The following is an 18,764-nucleotide window of genomic DNA, read 5'->3' as shown; positions in this document are numbered from 1 at the left end:
TAACAAAATATTACCGAGAAAACCTTTCTCCCCTGAGTTGAGAAAAAATTTCAAAAAAATCGCAAAAAATGAGCTTGGATTACAGACCGCCCCTCCGGCCTTTCTGATTCTGGCGTTTGGGGCGTCGAATCAAGCGGCCGATCCGCCGACCGTCAGGCCCGAAATCAGGAGCGTCGGTTGGCCCACGCCCACCGGCACCCATTGCCCGGCCTTGCCGCAATTGCCGACACCGGGATCAAGCGCCATGTCACTGCCGATGGCGCGGATGCCCTTCATCGCGGCCGGGCCGTCGCCCACCAAGGTCGCGCCCTTGACCGGGGCGCCGACGACACCGTTTTTCACCCGATAGGCCTCGGTGCAGTTGAAGACGAATTTGCCGTTGGTGATATCCACCTGTCCGCCGCCAAAGCCCACCGCATAGATGCCATCTTTCAGATCGGCGAGAATCGCCGCCGGGTCGGTGGTGCCGCCCAGCATATAGGTGTTGGTCATGCGCGGCATCGGCGGATGGGCGTGGCCCTCGCGCCGCCCGTTGCCGGTGGGGGAGACGCCCATCAACCGCGCATTTTGCCGATCCTGCATGTAGCCCACCAGCACACCATCTTCGATCAGCACATTGCGCGCCGAGGGGGTGCCCTCGTCATCAATGGAAATCGAACCGCGCCGGTCGGGAATCGTGCCATCATCCACCACGGTCACGCCTTTGGCGGCGACCTGCGTGCCCATCAGCCCGGCAAAGGCGGATGTTTTCTTGCGGTTGAAATCGCCCTCAAGCCCGTGGCCCACGGCTTCATGCAGCATCACACCGGGCCAGCCGGGGCCAAGCACCACATCAAAGGCCCCCGCGGGGGCGGGTTCGGCGACAAGGTTCACCAGCGCAATCCGCAGCGCCTCGCGCGCCGCGCCTTGCCAATGATGCGGTTCCAAGAGCCCCGCGAGCCCAAACCGCCCGCCGCCGCCGTGGCTGCCGCTTTCGCGCCGCCCGTTTTCTTCGACGATGACCGAAACATTGAGCCGCGCCATTGGGCGAATATCACTCACCAGCCCGCCTTCGGGGCGCAGAATGAACACCTCTTGCAGGCTTGCAGCCATGCTGGCGGTGACCTGCACCACCCGCTTGTCCAGATCGCGGGTGAAAGCATCAATCTCGCGCAGCAGGTCAATTTTCGTGGCAAAGGGCGCATCCGCCATCGGATCGGCGCTGCCATAAAGCGCGCGATTGGTGCGCGAAGGCGGCGGGGCCATCACGCCCCCGCCATCGCCCACGGCCAGACGCGCGGTTTCTGCGGCGCGTTTCAGCGCGGCTTCCGAAATCTCCGTCGAATGGGCAAAGCCCGATACCTCGCCCTTCACGGCGCGCAGGCCAAACCCTTCTGAGGCATCATAAGAGGCGTTCTTGACCCGGCCATCATCAAAGACCAGCGCTTCTGAACGGCGCCGCTCAAGGAACAACTCACCGTCTTCGGCGCCTGCCGTGGCCTCGCGCAGCACGCCCAAAGCTTTGGCCTCGTCGATATGGCTCTCGAAAGGGGCGAACTGGTCTTGGCTCATCGCGGGCTCCTGTGGTGTCATGGTTCAGAAATAGGGGCGAGGGGCCCGAAAGGGAAGCCAATCACGCGAATGCGCGCGGATCGGTCGGATTGTGGCCATTTGCCTTGCATCCTTGGGCGTGACACTCCCGACGATCTCGCGTATCACGCGGCAACGCAAGAAAAGGGCGAACGATGCGCTATATCTCCACCCGGGGTCAGGCCCCGGTTCTGAGCTTTGCCGAGGCGATGTTGACCGGGCTTGCCCGCGATGGCGGCCTTTATGTGCCTGAATGGGTGCCGGCGATGAGCCCCGGAGAAATCGCAGACCTTGCGGGGCGCAGCTATGAAGAGGTGGCGTTCCGGGTGATGTCGCCCTTCGTTGGCGCCGCTTTCACCGAGGCCGAATTGCGCGGCGCGATTGAGCGTGCCTATGCGGGCTTTGGCCATGCCGCCCGCGCGCCCTTGGTGCAATTGGCGCCGGGCCATCACTTGCTGGAACTGTTCCACGGGCCGACGCTGGCGTTCAAAGATTTTGCCATGCAGATCATTGGCCAGCTGTTCCAACTGGCTTTGGCGAAAGAAGGCAAACGTATCACCATCGTCGGTGCGACCTCGGGCGATACTGGCTCGGCGGCGATTGAGGCGTTCAAAGGCCTTGAGAATGTCGATGTCTTCATTCTGTTCCCGCATGGCCGGGTATCGGAAGTGCAGCGCCGCCAGATGACGACGCCTGCGGAGGAAAACGTCCATGCTTTGGCGCTGGATGGGACCTTTGACGATTGCCAAAACCGTCTCAAAGACATGTTCAACGATTTCGCCTTCCGCGACGAGGTCGGCCTTGCGGGCGTGAACTCGATCAACTGGGCGCGGGTTTTGGCGCAGGTTGTCTATTACTTCACCGCCGCTGTCAGCCTTGGCGCGCCGGAGCGTAAGATCAGCTTCACCGTGCCGACGGGCAACTTTGGCGACATTTTCGCGGGCTATATCGCCAAGGAAATGGGCCTGCCGATCGACAAACTGGTGATCGCCACGAACCAAAATGACATCCTGCACCGTTGCCTGACCACGGGTGACTATCGGATGGATGGGGTGAAACCCTCGATCAGCCCGTCGATGGATATTCAAATCTCGTCGAACTTCGAGCGCGCGTTGTTCTTTGCTTATGGCAAGGATGGCGCGGCCGTGGCGCAACTGATGGAAGAACTGAAGACCCAAAGCGGTTTCAGCGTCTCTCAAGGGGCGCTGCAAACCCTGCGCGAGATTTATGCCTCGGGCAGCGTGTCGGAAGCCGAAACCAGTGCGACGATTGCGGAAGAACTGGCCCGGTCGGGCGAGCTGTTGTGCCCGCACTCGGCGGTGGGCGTGCGCGTGGGCCATACCCATGTGCATGCGCCGGTGCCGATGGTGACGCTGGCCACCGCGCATCCCGCGAAATTCCCCGATGCGGTCGAGGCGGCCACCGGCATTCGCCCGCCGCTGCCCGCGCGCATGGCCGATTTGTTTGAGCGTGACGAGCGCGTGACCCGCGTGCCGAATGACCTTGCCGCACTTGAGGCGCTGATCCGGCAGGAGCGCCGCGCATGATCAACCTGACGACGCTGCCCAACGGTTTGCGCATCGTCACCGAGCGGATGCCGAGCCTTGCCTCGGCCTCCATTGGTGTCTGGGTGCAAGCGGGCGGTCGGCATGAGCGGCCCGAGCAAAACGGGATCGCGCATTTCCTTGAACATATGGCGTTCAAGGGCACGAAAACCCGCAATGCGCTGCAAATTGCCGAGGCGATTGAGGATGTGGGCGGCTATATGAACGCCTACACTTCGCGCGAGACGACAGCCTATTACGCGCGGGTTCTGGGCGATGATGTGGCGCTGGCGCTCGACGTGATTTCCGACATCGTGCTCAACCCGGTCTTCGATGCGCGCGAGATTGAGGTTGAGCGCCATGTGATCTTGCAAGAGATCGGCCAAGCGCTCGACACGCCCGACGATATCATTTTTGACTGGCTGCAAGAGGCCGCTTACCCCGATCAGGCGATTGGGCGCACCATTTTGGGCCCGGCGGAGAAAGTCTCTAACTTTGGCCGTGCGGATCTGTCTTGCTTCGTGGGCGAGCATTATGGCCCCGACCAAATGATCCTGTCCGCCGCGGGCGCGGTGGACCATGATGCGGTGGTGAAACAGGCGGAGGCTTTGTTCGGTCACCTCTCTGCGATCGGCAAACGCGATGTGCAAAAGGCAGCGTGGTCGGGCCATGAACGGCGCGAGTTGAAAGACCTTGAGCAGGTGCATTTCGCACTCGCGTTTGAGGGGCCATCCTACCAAGACGCCGATCTTTACACCGCGCAGGTCTATTCCACCGCGCTGGGCGGGGGCATGTCTTCGCGACTGTTCCAAAAAATCCGCGAAGAGCGGGGTCTGTGCTATTCGATCTTCGCGCAAGCGGGCGCTTATGACGATACCGGCATGATCACGATCTATGCAGGCACTTCGGGCGAGGAAGTGGCCGATTTGTGTGGGCTCACGGTGGATGAACTCAAACGTGCCGCCGAGGATATGACCGAGGCGGAGGTCGCCCGCGCCCGTGCGCAAATGAAGGCGGGGCTGTTGATGGGTCTTGAGAGCCCCTCCAGCCGGGCCGAGCGGATGGCGCGCAATATCGCTATTTGGGGCCGCGTGCCGGGGCTTGATGAAGTGTCGAACCGCATTGATGCGGTGAGCGTGGAAGCCGTGCGCGACTATGCGGGCCGGATGATCTCGCAAGACCGGATTGCGCTTGCGCTTTATGGCCCCGCGCAATTGGCGCCTGATCTTGAGGGGCTGCGGCGGAGGCTCGCAGCCTGATGTTCATGCGTCGTCGGAAGCCATTGGTCGAGACCGAGCGGCTGACGCTGCGCCTGCCAATGCATTCCGACTACCGTGGCTGGGCCACCTTGCGCGCGGAAAGCCGTGATTTTCTTACGCCTTGGGAACCGGCTTGGTCTTCGGATCATCTGGGCCGCAAAGCCTTTGCCAACCGCGTCTATTGGGCGGCGCGGGCAGAGGCTTCGGGGACCGCGCTGCCGTTTTTTCTGATCGAGACCTATTCGGGCACAGTGCTGGGCGCGATCACGCTTGATAACATTCGCCGTGGCCCCGCGCAGGCGGGCACCTTGGGCTATTGGGTGGGGGAACGCTACGCCCGCCAAGGCTATATGCGCGAGGCGATTGCGGCGGTGGTCGACTATGCTTTTGGTCCGCTGGATCTGAGCCGGATTGAGGCCGCTTGCCTGCCCGAAAACGCCGCCTCGCGCGGCGTGCTGGAGAAATCGGGCTTCAAATATGAAGGCGTCGCGCAAAGCTATTTGCAGATCAATGGGCGCTGGCGCAACCATGTGCTTTATTCCAACCTGCGCCTTGACCGGCGCGGGCGTACCGATATTGGCTAGGTGCTGTCGGTCGTAAGCTCAAAAGAAGAGGGCAGGATGCTGAACCCCGCCGATGATGCCTTTGTCCAAAAGCTGGCCGAAGCTGTGCCCGATTTGTGGCTGGGCGCGCCCGAGCCGCGCTATCTGGAAGAGCCGCGCGGGCGCTGGAAGGGGCAGGCGGGGGTGCTGGCGAAACCCGCCACGACCGCGCAAGTCTCGGCGCTGATGGCCTTTTGTCATGCCGCGCGCGTGGGCGTCGTGCCCTATGGTGGCGGCACCGGGCTTGTGGGCGGGCAGGTCTGCTCGGATGGCCCCGCGCCGGTTCTAGTGAGCCTTGAAAAGATGACCGCGTTGCGTGCGATGGATGCGCAAAGCTTGGTGATTGAGGCCGGAGCCACGCTTCAAACGGTGCAAGACCATGCGGCAAGCGCGGGGCGGCGCTTTCCGCTGACGCTCGCCTCCCAAGGGTCCGCGCAGATCGGCGGGTGTCTCGCCACCAATGCGGGCGGCGTGAATGTGCTGCGCTACGGGAATGCGCGCGCGCTGTGCTTGGGGCTGGAGGTGGTGCTGGCCGATGGCACGATCTGGCACGGGCTGAAGCGGCTTGCGAAAGACAACACGGGCTATGATCTGCGCGATCTGGTGATTGGGGCAGAGGGCAGCTTGGGGCTGATCACTGCTGCCAGTTTGCGGCTTTATGAGCCGCCTGCGGTGGAAGGTACGGCGGTTTTTGCCGTGACCTCCCCGCAAGCCGCGGTGGAATTGTTGGGGTTGGCGCAGGCGCGTTTTGCGGGCTGCGTGAGCGCGTTTGAACTGATCTCTGGCTGGGGGCTTGGCTTCTTGCGCGATGTTGGGCCAGAGGTGCATCTGCCCTTTGCCCAAGACCCAGACTGGTCGGTGCTGATCGACCTTGGCCTGCCTGCGGGGATGGAGGCAGAGGCCGCCTTTGCCGATCTTTATGAGGCGGCGGGGGATCGCGTCACCGATGCCGTTGTCGCGCAATCGGCGGCACAGGCGGCGCAACTTTGGCAAATGCGCGAGTCGATCCCGCTGGCCAACCGGCGCATTGGTGCGATTTCCAGCCACGATATTGCCGTGCCGGTGGCCGCGATCCCAGACTTTATTGCCGAGGCCACTGCATTGCTGAACGCGATGGGCGACTTCCGGCTTAATTGCTTTGGCCACGTGGGCGACGGCAATTTGCATTTCAACGTCTTCCCTGCCGAAGGGCGCAGCCGTTCGGACTATGACGCGCCGCCGGTGATGGAAGCGGTGCATAAGCTGGTGGTGGAGCGGTTTGATGGCTCGATCTCGGCCGAGCATGGGATTGGACGGCTCAAGGTTGGGGAACTTGCGCGCACCGCGGACCCGGCGAAATTGGCGATGATGCAGGCGGTGAAAACCGCGCTTGATCCGCGCGGAATTCTGAACCCAGGGGTGATTTTGCCCGCGCCGCAGAAGCCCTGAAATGGGTGCGCCCTGCCGGGGTGGGCAGGGCGCTGCGCTTTTGGTTCACGTGTTTGCAAGCAGCAGAACCATCAGGCCCGTTCGGGGTAGCGCGATTCGGGTTACCGGAAGGTTAATCGCATTAACTCTGGCCGGTTTTCTTTTGTAATCGGAGACACTTGCCGTGTTCGAAGAGTGATGCCGCCTATTGTTTGGGCAGGATTTCCCAATGCGTCCCTTTCCAGCCGAACACATATTCTGAGACCGGGTAAGGACGGGCGCGACCGCTTTCTTGCGCGAAGATGGCCAACTCTTGCACTGCCGCCGGATCGCCGCTGGCATCAATCACCACCGCGTCACGGCTGGGCACGACCATGATGATCTCGCCTTGGTCTTCGGCCATGCGCCGCCACAACTCGCTCTCAAGCAAAAGCGAGCTTTCATAATAGCCATCGAGCACCAATCCCCACCGCTTGGGGCCAAGCGGCTCGAAGCGCGGGCTAAGGGTGCTCAGATTGGCCAGCGCCTGTTTCTTGGCGGTCTCAAAATCCAACCCTACCGCCTGCATCCGGTCATTGCGCAGATAGGCGGTGGAGCTTGGCGAATCTTCGACCAGATAGATCGAGAGCCCTGCAAACCACGGCTCAGAAGCCACCGATTTGGCATCGGGGATATGTTCGGCAAAGGTGCTGGGGCGGATGATCGGCATCAGGCTTGCCGGGTCGAGAACGCCCGTATCAAGCTGCAAGATATCGTCGAAAGCGGCGAAATAGGTATCGACCAGCTTTTGCCGCTCCGCATCGCTCGCCGCCTGTTGCATCTCCATGAACAGGTTGTGCGGATCGGCGATCAGCGCGGTGCCGTTCCACGTCAGGTAGAGCTTGTCGTCACGGATCTGCACCTCGGTCGCGTCGCCTGTCGCGAGGGCGGCGTTTTGCAAAACGGCCAGAAGCGTTTCAAGGTCGCGCGGGCGCGCCACATCGGCTGTGGCCGCCCCCGCGGAAAGCAGCAGCGCAAGAAGGAGCGCGGCGCCCCTCATGCCCCTTCGAATTCGCACAGGACGTTCACGTCCATGCCCAAATCGCCCAAAAGCTTGCGCCCGCCGAGTTCGGGCAGGTCCACAATGAAGGAGCAGCCAACAATGTCGCCGCCGAGCCGCTCGATCAGTTGGATCGCCGCGCCGCAGGTGCCGCCGGTGGCCAGAAGGTCATCGACGATCAACACCTTTTCGCCCGGTTGAATGGCATCGTCATGGATCTCCATGATCGCTTCGCCATATTCAAGCTTATAGGCTTGGCTGAGCGTTTGCCCCGGCAGCTTGCCCTTTTTGCGGATCGGCACGAACCCCTTGGAAAGCTGGTGCGCAATCGCGCCGCCCAAAATGAAGCCGCGCGCCTCAAGCCCGACGATCTTGTCGATCTTTTCGCCCGCCCAAGGGTGCAGCAGTTGGTCAATCGCCATGCGGAAGCCGCGCGGATCGGCAAAGAGCGTGGTGACATCGCGGAACATGATCCCTTCATGCGGGAAATCGGCGATGGTGCGGATATAGTCTTTGACGGTCTTCATCTCTTAGCCTTTCAGAACCCGGCCCATCACGGGCATCAGACGCGCGATCACTTCAGGGTCGCGTTTCGCAGGCGCGGTCATGATCGCGCCATCCAGCACATGGGTGCAGCCTTTTTCGCAAGCCTCTGCCGGGCCTTTCAACAATGCGGGCAGCGCCGCCACAAGGCTGCGCGCCTTATTGGCATTGGCGGTGGCGGTGGCGATCACTTGGGCCACATCGACCGCATCATGGTCGGGGTGCCAGCAGTCATAATCGGTCACCATGGCGACGCAGGCGTAGCACATCTCGGCTTCGCGGGCGAGTTTCGCCTCGGGCATCCCGGTCATGCCGATGATGTCGGCCTTCCAACTGCGGTAGAGTTCGCTTTCGGCTTGGGTGGAAAATTGCGGCCCTTCCATTGCGACATAGGTGCCACCGTCATGCACCTTCACGCCCACCGCGCGGGCGGCCTCGGCGCAATGGGCCGACAGGCGGCTACAGGTCGGATGCGCGACCGAAACATGGCCGACGAGCCCGGTGTCAAAAAAGGTCTTATCGCGTGCGAAGGTGCGGTCGATATATTGGTCGACCACGACAAAATCGCCCGGCGCATAGTCTTCGCGCAGCGAACCCACGGCGGAAACGGCAACAAGATCCGTCACGCCCATAATCTTCATCGCGGCAATATTGGCGCGATAGGGCACGGTCGAGGGCGTGTAGCGATGGCCGCGCCCGTGACGCGGCAAGAACACCATTTTCACGCCGTCATAGCTGCCCACCAATAGCTCATCCGAGGGCGCGCCAAAGGTGGTTTCGACCGCCTGCCATGTTGCGCCTTCCAGCCCGTCGATGTCATAGACACCCGAGCCCCCGATCACCCCGATCACCCGTTCTGCAGTCATGGCCTTCCTCTCGCGCTTGCTTATGCGGCAGGGCGAGATTAGGCCGGGGGAGCGGGTGTGGAAAGGGCGTAGGGCCCTTGCTTCCCGCGTCATATTTTCACCCGCTTGGGAGAGCGGCAGGGAGAGCCAATGGAAAATCTGCGCGGCGCAGTGCTGATGGTGGTCGCCATGGCGCTTTTTGCGCTTGAAGACATGTTCGTCAAACGCGCGGCGGGGCATTTGCCGGTGGGTGAAGTGCTGATGCTGTTTGGCGCGGGAGGCATGGCGGTCTTTATGGCGTTGGCTTTAGGGGCGGGGCAGCCGCTGTGGCATCGCGCGGTGGCGAGCCGCTTGATGCTGGTGAAGGCAGGGTTCGAGATTGTCGGGCGGCTGGGCTATACACTCGGCATTGCGCTGACGCCGCTTTCCAACGCCTCGGCAATTTTGCAAGCCACGCCTTTGGTCGTGGTGGCGGGGGCGGCGCTTTTCTTCCGTGAACGGGTCGATGCGCGGCGCTGGGGGGCGATTGCGGTGGGCTTTCTGGGCGTGTTGGTGATTTTGCGCCCCGGTTTGGAGGGGTTTGTGCCCGCCGCACTGTGGACCGTTTTGGGCCTGTTGGGCTTTGCCGGGCGCGACCTTGCCACGCGGGCTGCGCCCAAAGTGCTGACCAATTTCCAGCTTGGGGTTTATGGCTTTGCCGCGTTGATCCCTGCGGGGGCGATTATCTTGGCCGTTACCGGCGGGGCCACGACCCCGCGCCCGATCGCGTTGTTGCCGATTGCGGGGGCAGTGGCTTTTGGCGTGGCCGCCTATTGGGCGCTGACGGCGGCGATGCGCACGGGCGAGGTCTCGGTCGTCACCCCGTTCCGCTACACGCGGCTGATTTTTGCGCTGATCTTGGGCGTTTTGGTCTTTGGCGAAGAGCCGGATCTGGCCACGCTTCTGGGTGCGGCGCTGGTGGTGGCTTCGGGCGTCTATACGCTTTTGCACAGCGCGCGGCGCTAAACGCCGGAAGGCACCCGCTTTGATTTGAACCTGTCTTCTCCGCGTGTTAGGCGCGGGCCAAGATAAGACCTGGGGGCGGCATGTATCAGCTCGAGGAAGAGACAGAGGCGGATTGGTGGGAGGTAGAGGCGCTTTATGACCTCTGCTTTGCGCCGGGTCGTACGGCGCTCTCTTCCTACCGACTGCGCGAAGATGTGCCCCCGGTGAGGGCCTTGTGCCTGACGCTGCGTGAAGATGGCGTCTTGGCCGCGGTGATCCGCTATTGGCCGGTTCTGGTGGGCGGGCAAAGGGTGTTGCTGCTCGGCCCCGTGGCGGTGCACCCCACCCGCCAAGGCGAGGGGTTGGGCGGTCTTTTGATGCGCGAAAGCCTGTCAGAGGCGCGCAAGCTTGGCTGGGAGCGGGTGCTTTTGGTGGGCGACGCGCCCTATTACCAGCGCTTTGGCTTTGAGCGGCTTGACGATGTGGAAATGCCACCGCCGACGAACCCGGAACGTGTTTTGGGGCTGGAATTGCAACCCGGCGCTTGGGCGGGGGTGCGCGGCGCGGTTGAGAAATTCACGCCCTGATCTTTCGATGCCCGGTCTGGCTTCCCATATTTGGGAAAACAGGGGGAGCCGATGCAGCCTGAAATCCTTCTACCCGTGACCGATCCGGGTCTGACTTCGCAGTTAGAAGACTTGGCCAAGCGCCACCGCGCCGCCTCTGGCCCGATGATGCAGGTGATCACCTTTGTCGGCGGCACGACGGAAAGCCTGCTGGGGCGGTTGCCGCCACCGGTGCGCGATGGGCTGCAATCTGCGACCGAGCGCGGGCTTGATGCCGCGCTAGAGGCCGCAAGCCGCTCGCGTGGCGTGGTGTCTGATCGGCCCGACTGGGTCAACAAGGTGCTGACAACGGCTTTGGGCGCAGCGGGGGGCGCGGGCGGGCTGCCAAGCGCCTTGGCGGAATTGCCTTTCACCATCACCATGCTGTTGCGCGCGATCCAAGGGATTGCCGCCGAACATGGGTTTGACCCTGAAAGCGATGAGGTGAAGTTGGAATGCCTGCGCGTCTTTGCCTCTGCGGGTCCGCTTGAGGCCGATGACGGCGCGGATATGGGCTTTTTGACCGCGCGGATGACCATCACTGGGGCGGGGCTGCATGGGTTGGTGGCCAAGGTCGCCCCGCGTTTGGCCGCAGCTTTGGGGCAAAAGCTCGCCACGCAAACGGTGCCGGTTCTGGGGGCTGTAGCCGGGGCGGCGGTGAATTACGCGTTCACCAGTTACTACCAAGAAATCGCCCGTGTGCATTTTGGGCTCAAGCGGTTGGCGCGCGACAGCGGCGAGGATGAGGGGCTTTTGCGTGAGGAATTGGTGATGCGGCTGAGTGGGGCCGCGCCGCGATAAGGCGGCGCTTGCCCAAAGCTTAAGCCCTCAACCAGCCTTCGATCTTCGCGGCTTCGGGCAGACCGCCAGTGTGAACCAGCTTGCCATCAATCGCAATGCCGGGGGTCGACATCACCCCCGCCAGCGCAATGGCTTTGGGATCGGTGACTTTCTCCACATCAACAGCGATGCCCAGTTTCTCGGCGGCCTCTTTCACCATGGTTGCAGTGGTTTCGCAGCGCTTGCAGCCCGGACCATAGACTTTGACGGATTTCATGGAGCGTCCTTTCAGAAAAGCAGGTTGAACAAAAAGCCGACAGCGAGGATGCCGCTGGCCACCACGCCAATGAAAACGGCGATCAGGCGCAGGGTCAGCACCTGCCGCAAGATGATCATTTCGGGCAGGCTGAGCGCGATCACGCTCATCATGAACGCGAGCACGGTGCCAAGCGCAGCGCCCTTGCCCAAAAGCGCTTCGACAATTGGGATCACGCCAGCGGCATTTGTATACATCGGAATGCCCATCACGACGGCGGCGGGCACCGACCACCACGCATCGGCGCCCATGATCCGGGCCATCAGCTCCTGCGGCACATAGCCATGGATCACCGCCCCCATGCCGATGCCCAAAATGACCCACAGCCAGACCTTTGCCAGAATGTCCCGCACCGCTGTGATGCCTTGGCGGTAACGGTCCACCAAAGTCAGGGGCGTGTCTGTAACGGTGGCGGGGCTGCTGGCCCCCGAATGCAGATCGCGCACCCAATCTTGCAGCCAGCCTTCCAGCCGCAGCTTGCCAATGACCCAGCCCGCCACAACGGCGATGGCGAGCCCGAAGCCAAGATAGGTGAGCGCGACCGGCCAGCCCACAAGACCAAAAAGCAGCACCAAGGCCACCTCGTTCACCATTGGCGCGGCGATCAGGAAAGAAAAGGTGACGCCAAGCGGCACCCCGGCCGACACAAAGCCCAGAAACAGTGGCACAGCCGAGCAAGAGCAAAACGGTGTCAGCACCCCGAGCCCCGCCGCCATGATATTCCCAACACCTTCGCGTCGGCCCGAAAGCGCAGCGCGGGTTTTCTCGGGTGAAAAGAAACTGCGCACCACCCCCATCGCGAAAACGATCAAGGTGAGCAGGAACAGCACTTTCGGCACGTCATACAGAAAGAAGGCAATCGCCTCGCCTGTATGGCTGTGCCGCTCCACGGGCAGGAGGCTTGTAAGACCCTCAGAGAGTGGCTGCAATTGTTGGTAGATGAGGGCCCAAAGGATCAGGAAGGCGACCACGCCCAGATGCCAGCTCCAGCCATGACGCGGGGTGGAGAGGGGGAGTTCGGTGCTCATGCGGCAACCTCCCGCATGCGTGGCGCGGCCTCGACCACAGCGGCGAGAACACGCGCGATTTCGGGTGGCATCGCGGGGTTCATCGAATAGCGCACCCATTGCGCATCGCGCCGATCCACCACAAGCCCAGCTTGCTTGAGCACCTGCATATGCCGCGACATCCGGCTTTGCGTTGCCCCAAGCTTGCGCATCAATTCACAGACGCAATGTTCCGAGCCATCAGAGAGCAATTGCATCGCTTGCAGCCGGGTGGGCTCGGCAAGCGCAGAGAGGGTGATCAGGATCATCGGTGCGTGCCTCCTTATGCGCATTTGCGCATAAGCGGGGGCGCTTGCCTTGATCTGCATCAGTTTGGGCGGGACGGGGCGCGTGAAGCCAAGGTTTTATCGCGCAGGAGCGTGGGGCGAGCCCCTTCGCCCGGCCTATTGTGTTTGCCTGCGGGGAATCAAATCTCTTCTTGCGCGAGTTTTACGGCCAGCATCCGGCGGCGGATTTTTCCAAAGCCGTCGCGCGGCAATGCCTCGCACAGACGAAAAACCTTTGGCGTCTCTGCCCGGCTGAGATGCTCCGCGCAAAAATCATGCAGGGCGTCGACAGAGGGGCACGCGCCGGGTTTTGCAACCAAGACGGCGACGACCTTCTGGCCCCATTCGCGGTCCTCAATCCCGAAGGACACCGCGTCGGCGATTTGCGGATGGGTCAAAAGCACCGCCTCGATCGTTTCGGGGTGAACTTTGACGCCACCGGTGTTGATCACATCGTCGCGCCGCCCGCTGAGGTAGAGATACCCTTCCGCGTCCAGCCAACCCAGATCGCCGATGCTTTGGAACCCATCCCCATCGCGGCGTGGTTGGGGCGCGTCGGGGCCAAAGTAATTGCTGCGCCCATCGGGATCGTCAGGCCGCATGAAAATCTCACCCACCTCGCCGGGGGGGAGGATCTCGCCTGCCTCGCCATAGATGCGAATTTCGGTCTCAAATCCGCAACCGACCGAACCGGGATGGCGTAGCCATTCGGCTCCCGAAATCACTGTCTGGCCGGTGTTTTCGCCCGAGCCATACATCTCTGTCACCCGCTCTGGGCCAAGCCGATCAATCCAAGCCTGTTTGAGCCAGCGCGCGCAGGGGGCGCCGGTGTGATAAAGCGCATGCAAGCTTTCGAGCGTTGCCCCGCTTTCTTCGAAGTGGTCGATCATCCGGACCATCATTGTCGGCACGACCATCGCAAAGCCAATCTCGAAACGGTCAATGGCCTGCAACACTGCCACCGCATCAAAGTGCTCCAGCAGCACCAAGCGGTTCCCTTCGAAAAGGCCATTGTGCGCCCAAGTGAACGGCGCGTTGTGGGACATCGCGGCACAAACGAGTTGGGTTTGCTCACACCGAAAGCCAAGGCTTGGTGCCACGCGACCCCAACTTTGGCCGGGGATGCGCGCGAAGGGGCGGGTGTCGCACATCATCTTGGGCAGGCCGGTCGAGCCGCCCGAAAGTACGATTTTACCCGGAACCGAAATCTGGTCTTCCACAGGCGTGCGCGGAAGGCCATCGGCCAAGGCGATGAACTCCGCGAGGGTGATATCGCCTTGCCCTGCCTCCCGCCCAATCACGAGTGCCGCGCCGCTGCGCGCCTTCATGGCTTGGGCGGTCTCGGGATGAATGCCGGGGTCGAGCACCATCGTGGTGGCGCCCACGCGCCAGATCGCCAGCGCCAAGGCCAGATGCGCCGGAATGTTGGGCAGCGCGAAGCCAACAATAGCCCCTTGCGCCACCCCGCGCGCCGCCAGCGCGCGGGCGAAACGGTTAGTCATTGCGTCAAGCTCCGCCCAGCTTAGGCTCTGCTCCTCGCCGCGAGCGGGCAGGAAGCGCACGGCCTCTGCGGTGCCGCGCTCGGCGGCCAACTGGCGCAGCCGTGCACCGTAACTGATCGGATCTTGGGTCAATGGATGGCTCCGGCGTTCAGTAGCGGCTCAGACTTCCTCAAAGAGGATTTCTTGCGCGCCTTCCCACAGGACCTTTGGCCCGATTTCGGCAAGCTTGTCCAGATTAGAGGTCAGCGTGATGAAGTGGTTGCCCGCCAGTTGCCCCATCTTCGATTTGAAATGCACCCCGCCATAGGCAAGCAGGATTTCAGTCTCTGAGATGCCACCGGGATAAAGGACAAATTGGCCGGGGGCGGGGAAGCTGGTGTGGTTTTCATAATCGACGCCGAAATCGGTCTCGCCGAGCGGAATCCAGACGCCTTCGCCACTCCAGCGCACATGCACCACTTGGCTTTTGTAGGGCAGTTGGGCGCGGAAAGCGGCGACGGTTTTGGGGGCGGCCTCTTCTTCGAAACGCGCGTCGAATTCGATGCCGGAGATTGTCACTTTGAGTTTGGTCATGGGCTTTGCCTTTGAAGTTTTAGTCGATGAGCCCGAAAAGGCGCGGCAAGAACAGCGACAAATCGGGAATGAAGGTCACCGCAATCAGCATCAGGAACAGCCCCGCCAGCGGTAGGCCGAGACGGCGCGACACCTGCATGACGGAACGGTTGGCAACGCTGGAAGCGACGAAAAGCGAAACGCCATAGGGCGGCGTCACCGTGCCGATGGCGCAATTGACGATCACCAGCAAAGAGAAGTGGATCGGGTCCACCCCCATCTGCGCGGCAATCGGCGAGAGCACCGGCACGATGATCAGAATCGCGGCGATGGTCTCTAGGAACATGCCAACGAACAGGAAGAGCAAGTTGGCGATGATCAGGAACACGAACTTGTTTGTGGAGACGGCAGCGATCCATTCACCCAGCATTTGCGGCACATTGGCATTGGCAATGAGCCAGGCAAAAACGCTGGCGGTGCCAATGATCAACATCACCGCCGAGGAAAGCGAGACCGTGCGCAGCACAAGTTGCGGCAAGTCAGAGAGTTTGAGTTCGCCATACACAAACAGACCGACGAGAAGGCCGTAAAAGCCGGAGACGGCGGCCGCTTCGGTCGGCGTGAAGACACCCCCTAGAATGCCGCCAAGAATAAGGAACGGCATCCCCGCAGCGGGCAGCGCGGCCCATCCGGTGCTCCCGAGGCGGGAAATTGAGAAAGGCTCGGTTTCGCGGTAGACATGGCCGCCCTTGCTGGCGCGCCAATAGGCGACGCCCATCAGCATCAAGATGCACATAAGGCCCGGCAGGACGCCGGAAATGAAGAGCGCTCCGATGGAGACGTTGGAGATCACGGCCAAAACGACCATGGTCAGGCTTGGCGGGATGACCTGTGCAATAGAGCCCGCGCAGGCGATCAGCGCGGCGCCAAATTCCACGTCATACCCCTTTCGGCGTAGCTGGGGTTGCATGATGGCGGAAATCGCCGCGGTGTCCGCAGAGCCCGAGCCCGAGATTGCCGCAAGCCCCGCCGCCGCCACGCAACAGACTTGATACAGGCTACCAACAACCCAGCCGATCAGCGCTGAGGCGAATTCGACGATCCGCTTGGAGATGCCGCCCGCATCCATGATCACGCCCGCAAAGACGAAAAACGGGATCGCGGCGAGGGTGAAGGAGTTCAGCCCGGCAAAGACGCGCTGGCTGACAATCGCGACCGGCACATCGGTCGTGGTGACCAGCGCGGTCACCGCCGAAACGCCAAGGACGAAGACCACCGGAACGCCCAGCGTCAGCAAGATGATGAAAGCGAAAGCAATAACCAGCATGTCAGATGGCCTCCTCATGCGGGTCAACTTGTTCGCTGGGGAAGGGGTCGTGCCAGCGCTGGATCACGGCAAGCACCATTTCGAGCGCCATATAGGCGGCCCCAGCAGGCAAGCAGAAATACATGTATTTCATTGGGATACGCAAAGTCGGCGAAGTCTGAAACGCGCCCATCTTGATCAGCGGCAGGCTGCCATAGGCAAGCACGGCCAGAAACGCGATGGAGATGCCAGAAATGGCCAAAAGCGCGAGGCGCGCCTGCGCGCGAGGCAACATCGCGGGCACCACATCAATGGCGACATGCTGACTGCGCGAGACCGCGATGCCTGCGCCAAGCAAAACCAGCCAAATCTGCGAAAAGGTCGCGATCTCGGAGGCCTGCGCGATGGAAAAGTTAAAGATGTAGCGACCAGCGACCTGCACGAGGACAGAAGTCATCATCACTGCAAACAGCAAGATGACCACGCCCGATATGACGCGGCGCAGCAGCAGGCAGAGGAGTTCCAGAAGGCGGACCATTCGCAAGCTCGGACAGGGAGGGAGAAGAACCCGGCCACGTGAGGGGGGCGTGGCCGGGCAGATCGGATAGGGTGAGAGATTACTCGACCGCTTTCAGCAGGTCGAAGATTGCCTTTTGGGTATCCGTTTCGAGGTATTTTTGCTGCACGGCGGCGGCGGCCTCGCGGAAGGGAGCGGCATCCGGATGGGTGATCGTCACGCCAACCGCCTCAAGATCGGCAAAACGCGCATTGTCGGAGGCCAGATAGGCTGCACGTTCGGCTTTGCCTGCTTCAAGCCCGGCTTGGTCGAGCGCGACTTTCACGTCATCGGGGAGCGCTTCATAGGCGGCTTTGCCCATGACCACCGGAGCCACCAGTTCGAGCCAGCCAAGCACCGCCCAGTCGGGGGCGACTTCATAGAACTTTTTGGCGTAGAAGTTGGTGTTGGCGGCTTCTGCGCCATCCACCACGCCGGTTTCCAGCGCGCCGTAAAGCTCGGCATAGGCGATCGGGGTCGCATTGGCGCCGAAGGCGTTGAACGTATCGACATGCGCCGGGGTTTGCATGGTGCGGATTTTCAGCCCCGCCATATCTTCCAGCCCGTTGATCGGCTTTTTCGTCATGATGTGGCGCGTGCCCGCCGAAAAGACCGCGAGCAGGTGGAAGCCTTTCGCATCCAGCGCGGTTTCGATCTCGGCCAGAACCGCCGGGTCGCTCAGCGCGCGGTCCATCTGCTCGGCCCCGTCGAAGAGGAAGGGCAGCGAGAAGACCGACAGATCCGGCACGAAGTTCGCCAGCGTCGAGTTTGCCGTGACCGCGATATCCACGGTGCCCATCTGGGTGCCTTGGATGCTCTCCATTTCGTCGCCAAGCGTGGCGTTGTCATAGACCTCGATGGTGGCTTTGCCGCCGGTTTGCTCTTCGAGGATCTCGGCCATCTTGCGCATACCAACGCCATAGGGCTCCTCGGCATTGGCGTTGTGGCTGGCTTTGAGCGTGATCTCTTGCGCATAGGCCTGCGGCGCAAAGAGGGCCGCGCCAAGGGCGAGGGGGAGGGCAAATTTGGTGAATTTCATCTAGCGTTCCTGTTGGCTCTGTTGTGGGGAGGAGAGAGATGGCCCGGCGCGGGCCGGTTTCAGGCTTCCACTGGCAGCCCGAGATACTTGAGAATGGTTTGGAGTTCAGCCGCCTTGGCCGCCGGCAGCGGCAGGCGCGGCGGGCGCGGCGCGCCAACGGGGCGACCGATCATCGCCATCGCGGCCTTCGTCGCAGAGACATAAAGATCACCGGCCAAGGCGTTGATAAGCGGCAGGCTCTTTATGTAAAGCGCGCGGCCCTCGTTTGAGCCGTCCACCGTGCGATCAAAGGTCTGGGCCGAAAGCTTCGGCATGATATTGGACATCACCGAGCTATAGCCCTCGGCCCCCGCCAGATAGCTTTCCCACGGGTAGTAACCGGCAAAGACGGTCATCCGGCCTTGGCAGGCCTCAAGCAGCTCGGTGACGCGATGGACGTTCTTTGACGTGTCCTTGATGTAGGAGATGTTGTCGACCTCCGACAACCGGCCCACCAGCGCTGCCGAAAGGTCGACATTGGCGGTGAAGGGGTTGTTGTAGAGCATCACCGGGATCGAGAGCGCCTCGGCCACGCGGGTAAAGTGCACGATGAGTTCCGCATCGGTCGGCGAGGAATAATAGGGCGGCACCAGCATCACGCCATCGGCGCCAAGCGCTTCGGCTTCCCGGCTGATGGCGATCGCCTCGTCGGTCCATTCTGCGGCGGTGCCGATCAACACCGGAACCCGGCCTGCGGCTTGGGTGATCACCGTCTCGGCCACGGCGGCGCGTTCTTCGCGGCTCAGCGAGAGGAATTCGCCTGTGGAGCCCAGCGGAATGAGCCCGTGGACGCCCTCGTCAATCTGCCAATCGACATAGTCGCGCAGGGTAGGAAGGTCGACGCCGCCCTCGGCGTCAAAGGGGGTGATGCAGACTGTGTAGCTGCCGCGGAAGGTCATGGCTGTTGCGCTCATCTCTGATCCAAATTCGTTGTATTGAGAATT

At 62.0% G+C, this 18,764-nt stretch carries 20 protein-coding genes; 7 read left to right on the top strand and 13 right to left on the bottom strand.

Annotation, left to right across the window (positions count from 1 at the left end):
- Positions 1–129: 129 nt before the first annotated feature.
- A complete protein-coding gene (tldD, locus tag BW967_RS04220) occupies positions 130–1,551 on the bottom strand; it encodes a metalloprotease TldD (protein ID WP_076483804.1) in 1,422 nt (473 codons plus the stop codon).
- A gap of 173 nt (positions 1,552–1,724) precedes the next feature.
- Between tldD and thrC the strand changes: the two genes are divergently transcribed.
- From thrC to BW967_RS04200, 4 genes are read left to right on the top strand one after another with little or no spacing between them, the layout of a single operon-like run.
- Positions 1,725–3,116: a threonine synthase gene (thrC, locus tag BW967_RS04215; RefSeq protein WP_076483803.1), complete on the top strand. Its 1,392-nt coding sequence runs from the start codon at positions 1,725–1,727 to the stop codon at positions 3,114–3,116.
- Positions 3,113–4,372, top strand: coding sequence for a M16 family metallopeptidase (locus BW967_RS04210; RefSeq protein ID WP_076483802.1), 1,260 nt, complete (start codon positions 3,113–3,115; stop codon positions 4,370–4,372). Before thrC ends, BW967_RS04210 begins: the two co-directional genes overlap by 4 nt.
- A complete protein-coding gene (locus BW967_RS04205) occupies positions 4,372–4,956 on the top strand; it encodes a GNAT family N-acetyltransferase (RefSeq protein WP_076483801.1) in 585 nt (194 codons plus the stop codon). The genes BW967_RS04210 and BW967_RS04205 overlap by 1 nt, the downstream gene beginning before the upstream one ends.
- A gap of 36 nt (positions 4,957–4,992) precedes the next feature.
- Positions 4,993–6,402: an FAD-binding oxidoreductase gene (locus BW967_RS04200; protein ID WP_076483800.1), complete on the top strand. Its 1,410-nt coding sequence runs from the start codon at positions 4,993–4,995 to the stop codon at positions 6,400–6,402.
- 184 nt (positions 6,403–6,586) lie between these two features.
- Here the strand turns inward: BW967_RS04200 and BW967_RS04195 are convergent, their stop codons facing one another.
- Genes BW967_RS04195 through BW967_RS04185 form a run of 3 tightly spaced genes read right to left on the bottom strand, consistent with a single transcriptional unit; the run spans position 6,587 to position 8,829 of the window.
- Positions 6,587–7,420, bottom strand: coding sequence for a DUF1444 domain-containing protein (locus BW967_RS04195; RefSeq protein WP_076483799.1), 834 nt, complete (start codon positions 7,418–7,420; stop codon positions 6,587–6,589).
- Positions 7,417–7,947, bottom strand: a complete 531-nt coding sequence (locus BW967_RS04190; protein ID WP_076483798.1) for an adenine phosphoribosyltransferase — start codon at positions 7,945–7,947, stop codon at positions 7,417–7,419. Before BW967_RS04190 ends, BW967_RS04195 begins: the two co-directional genes overlap by 4 nt.
- A gap of 3 nt (positions 7,948–7,950) precedes the next feature.
- Positions 7,951–8,829 (bottom strand): S-methyl-5'-thioadenosine phosphorylase, encoded by an 879-nt coding sequence (locus BW967_RS04185; protein WP_076483797.1) that lies wholly within the window; start codon positions 8,827–8,829, stop codon positions 7,951–7,953.
- A 129-nt stretch (positions 8,830–8,958) separates the two neighbouring features.
- Between BW967_RS04185 and BW967_RS04180 the strand changes: the two genes are divergently transcribed.
- The 3 genes from BW967_RS04180 to BW967_RS04170 all read left to right on the top strand — a co-directional run bounded on the left by BW967_RS04180 (position 8,959) and on the right by BW967_RS04170 (position 11,198).
- Positions 8,959–9,813 (top strand): DMT family transporter, encoded by an 855-nt coding sequence (locus tag BW967_RS04180; protein ID WP_076483796.1) that lies wholly within the window; start codon positions 8,959–8,961, stop codon positions 9,811–9,813.
- Positions 9,814–9,893: 80 nt separating this feature from the next.
- Positions 9,894–10,379 (top strand): GNAT family N-acetyltransferase, encoded by a 486-nt coding sequence (locus tag BW967_RS04175; protein ID WP_076483795.1) that lies wholly within the window; start codon positions 9,894–9,896, stop codon positions 10,377–10,379.
- A 51-nt stretch (positions 10,380–10,430) separates the two neighbouring features.
- Positions 10,431–11,198 carry an EcsC family protein gene (locus tag BW967_RS04170; RefSeq protein ID WP_076483794.1) on the top strand — a complete coding sequence of 256 codons (768 nt, stop codon included), beginning with the start codon at positions 10,431–10,433 and terminating at the stop codon, positions 11,196–11,198.
- A 19-nt stretch (positions 11,199–11,217) separates the two neighbouring features.
- Here the strand turns inward: BW967_RS04170 and BW967_RS04165 are convergent, their stop codons facing one another.
- The 9 genes from BW967_RS04165 to BW967_RS04125 all read right to left on the bottom strand — a co-directional run bounded on the left by BW967_RS04165 (position 11,218) and on the right by BW967_RS04125 (position 18,734).
- A complete protein-coding gene (locus BW967_RS04165) occupies positions 11,218–11,454 on the bottom strand; it encodes a thioredoxin family protein (protein ID WP_076483793.1) in 237 nt (78 codons plus the stop codon).
- Positions 11,455–11,465: 11 nt separating this feature from the next.
- Positions 11,466–12,521 (bottom strand): permease, encoded by a 1,056-nt coding sequence (locus BW967_RS04160; protein WP_083951925.1) that lies wholly within the window; start codon positions 12,519–12,521, stop codon positions 11,466–11,468.
- The gene (locus BW967_RS04155; RefSeq protein ID WP_076483792.1) at positions 12,518–12,808 is read right to left on the bottom strand and encodes an ArsR/SmtB family transcription factor; all 291 of its coding nucleotides are present in this window, start codon (positions 12,806–12,808) and stop codon (positions 12,518–12,520) included. The genes BW967_RS04160 and BW967_RS04155 overlap by 4 nt, the downstream gene beginning before the upstream one ends.
- A 158-nt stretch (positions 12,809–12,966) precedes the next feature.
- Positions 12,967–14,460, bottom strand: a complete 1,494-nt coding sequence (locus BW967_RS04150; RefSeq protein WP_076483791.1) for an AMP-binding protein — start codon at positions 14,458–14,460, stop codon at positions 12,967–12,969.
- A gap of 27 nt (positions 14,461–14,487) precedes the next feature.
- Entirely contained in the window at positions 14,488–14,901 is a 414-nt protein-coding gene (locus BW967_RS04145) for a DUF3830 family protein (RefSeq protein WP_076483790.1), read from the bottom strand.
- Between the two features lie 19 nt (positions 14,902–14,920).
- Positions 14,921–16,207: a TRAP transporter large permease gene (locus tag BW967_RS04140; RefSeq protein WP_076483789.1), complete on the bottom strand. Its 1,287-nt coding sequence runs from the start codon at positions 16,205–16,207 to the stop codon at positions 14,921–14,923.
- Between the two features lies 1 nt (position 16,208).
- The gene (locus BW967_RS04135) at positions 16,209–16,724 is read right to left on the bottom strand and encodes a TRAP transporter small permease (protein ID WP_076483788.1); all 516 of its coding nucleotides are present in this window, start codon (positions 16,722–16,724) and stop codon (positions 16,209–16,211) included.
- A 79-nt stretch (positions 16,725–16,803) separates the two neighbouring features.
- Positions 16,804–17,781 (bottom strand): TRAP transporter substrate-binding protein, encoded by a 978-nt coding sequence (locus BW967_RS04130; protein ID WP_076483787.1) that lies wholly within the window; start codon positions 17,779–17,781, stop codon positions 16,804–16,806.
- A 59-nt stretch (positions 17,782–17,840) separates the two neighbouring features.
- Complete coding sequence (locus BW967_RS04125) at positions 17,841–18,734, bottom strand: dihydrodipicolinate synthase family protein (protein WP_245826431.1); 894 nt, start codon at positions 18,732–18,734, stop codon at positions 17,841–17,843.
- Positions 18,735–18,764: the final 30 nt, after the last annotated feature.

The sequence above is a fragment of the Rhodobacter aestuarii genome, from assembly GCF_900156655.1.
GTDB lineage: Bacteria > Pseudomonadota > Alphaproteobacteria > Rhodobacterales > Rhodobacteraceae > Rhodobacter > Rhodobacter aestuarii.
Note: the sequence above shows the minus strand (reverse complement) of the source record. Positions and strands in the feature narration are given on the sequence as shown.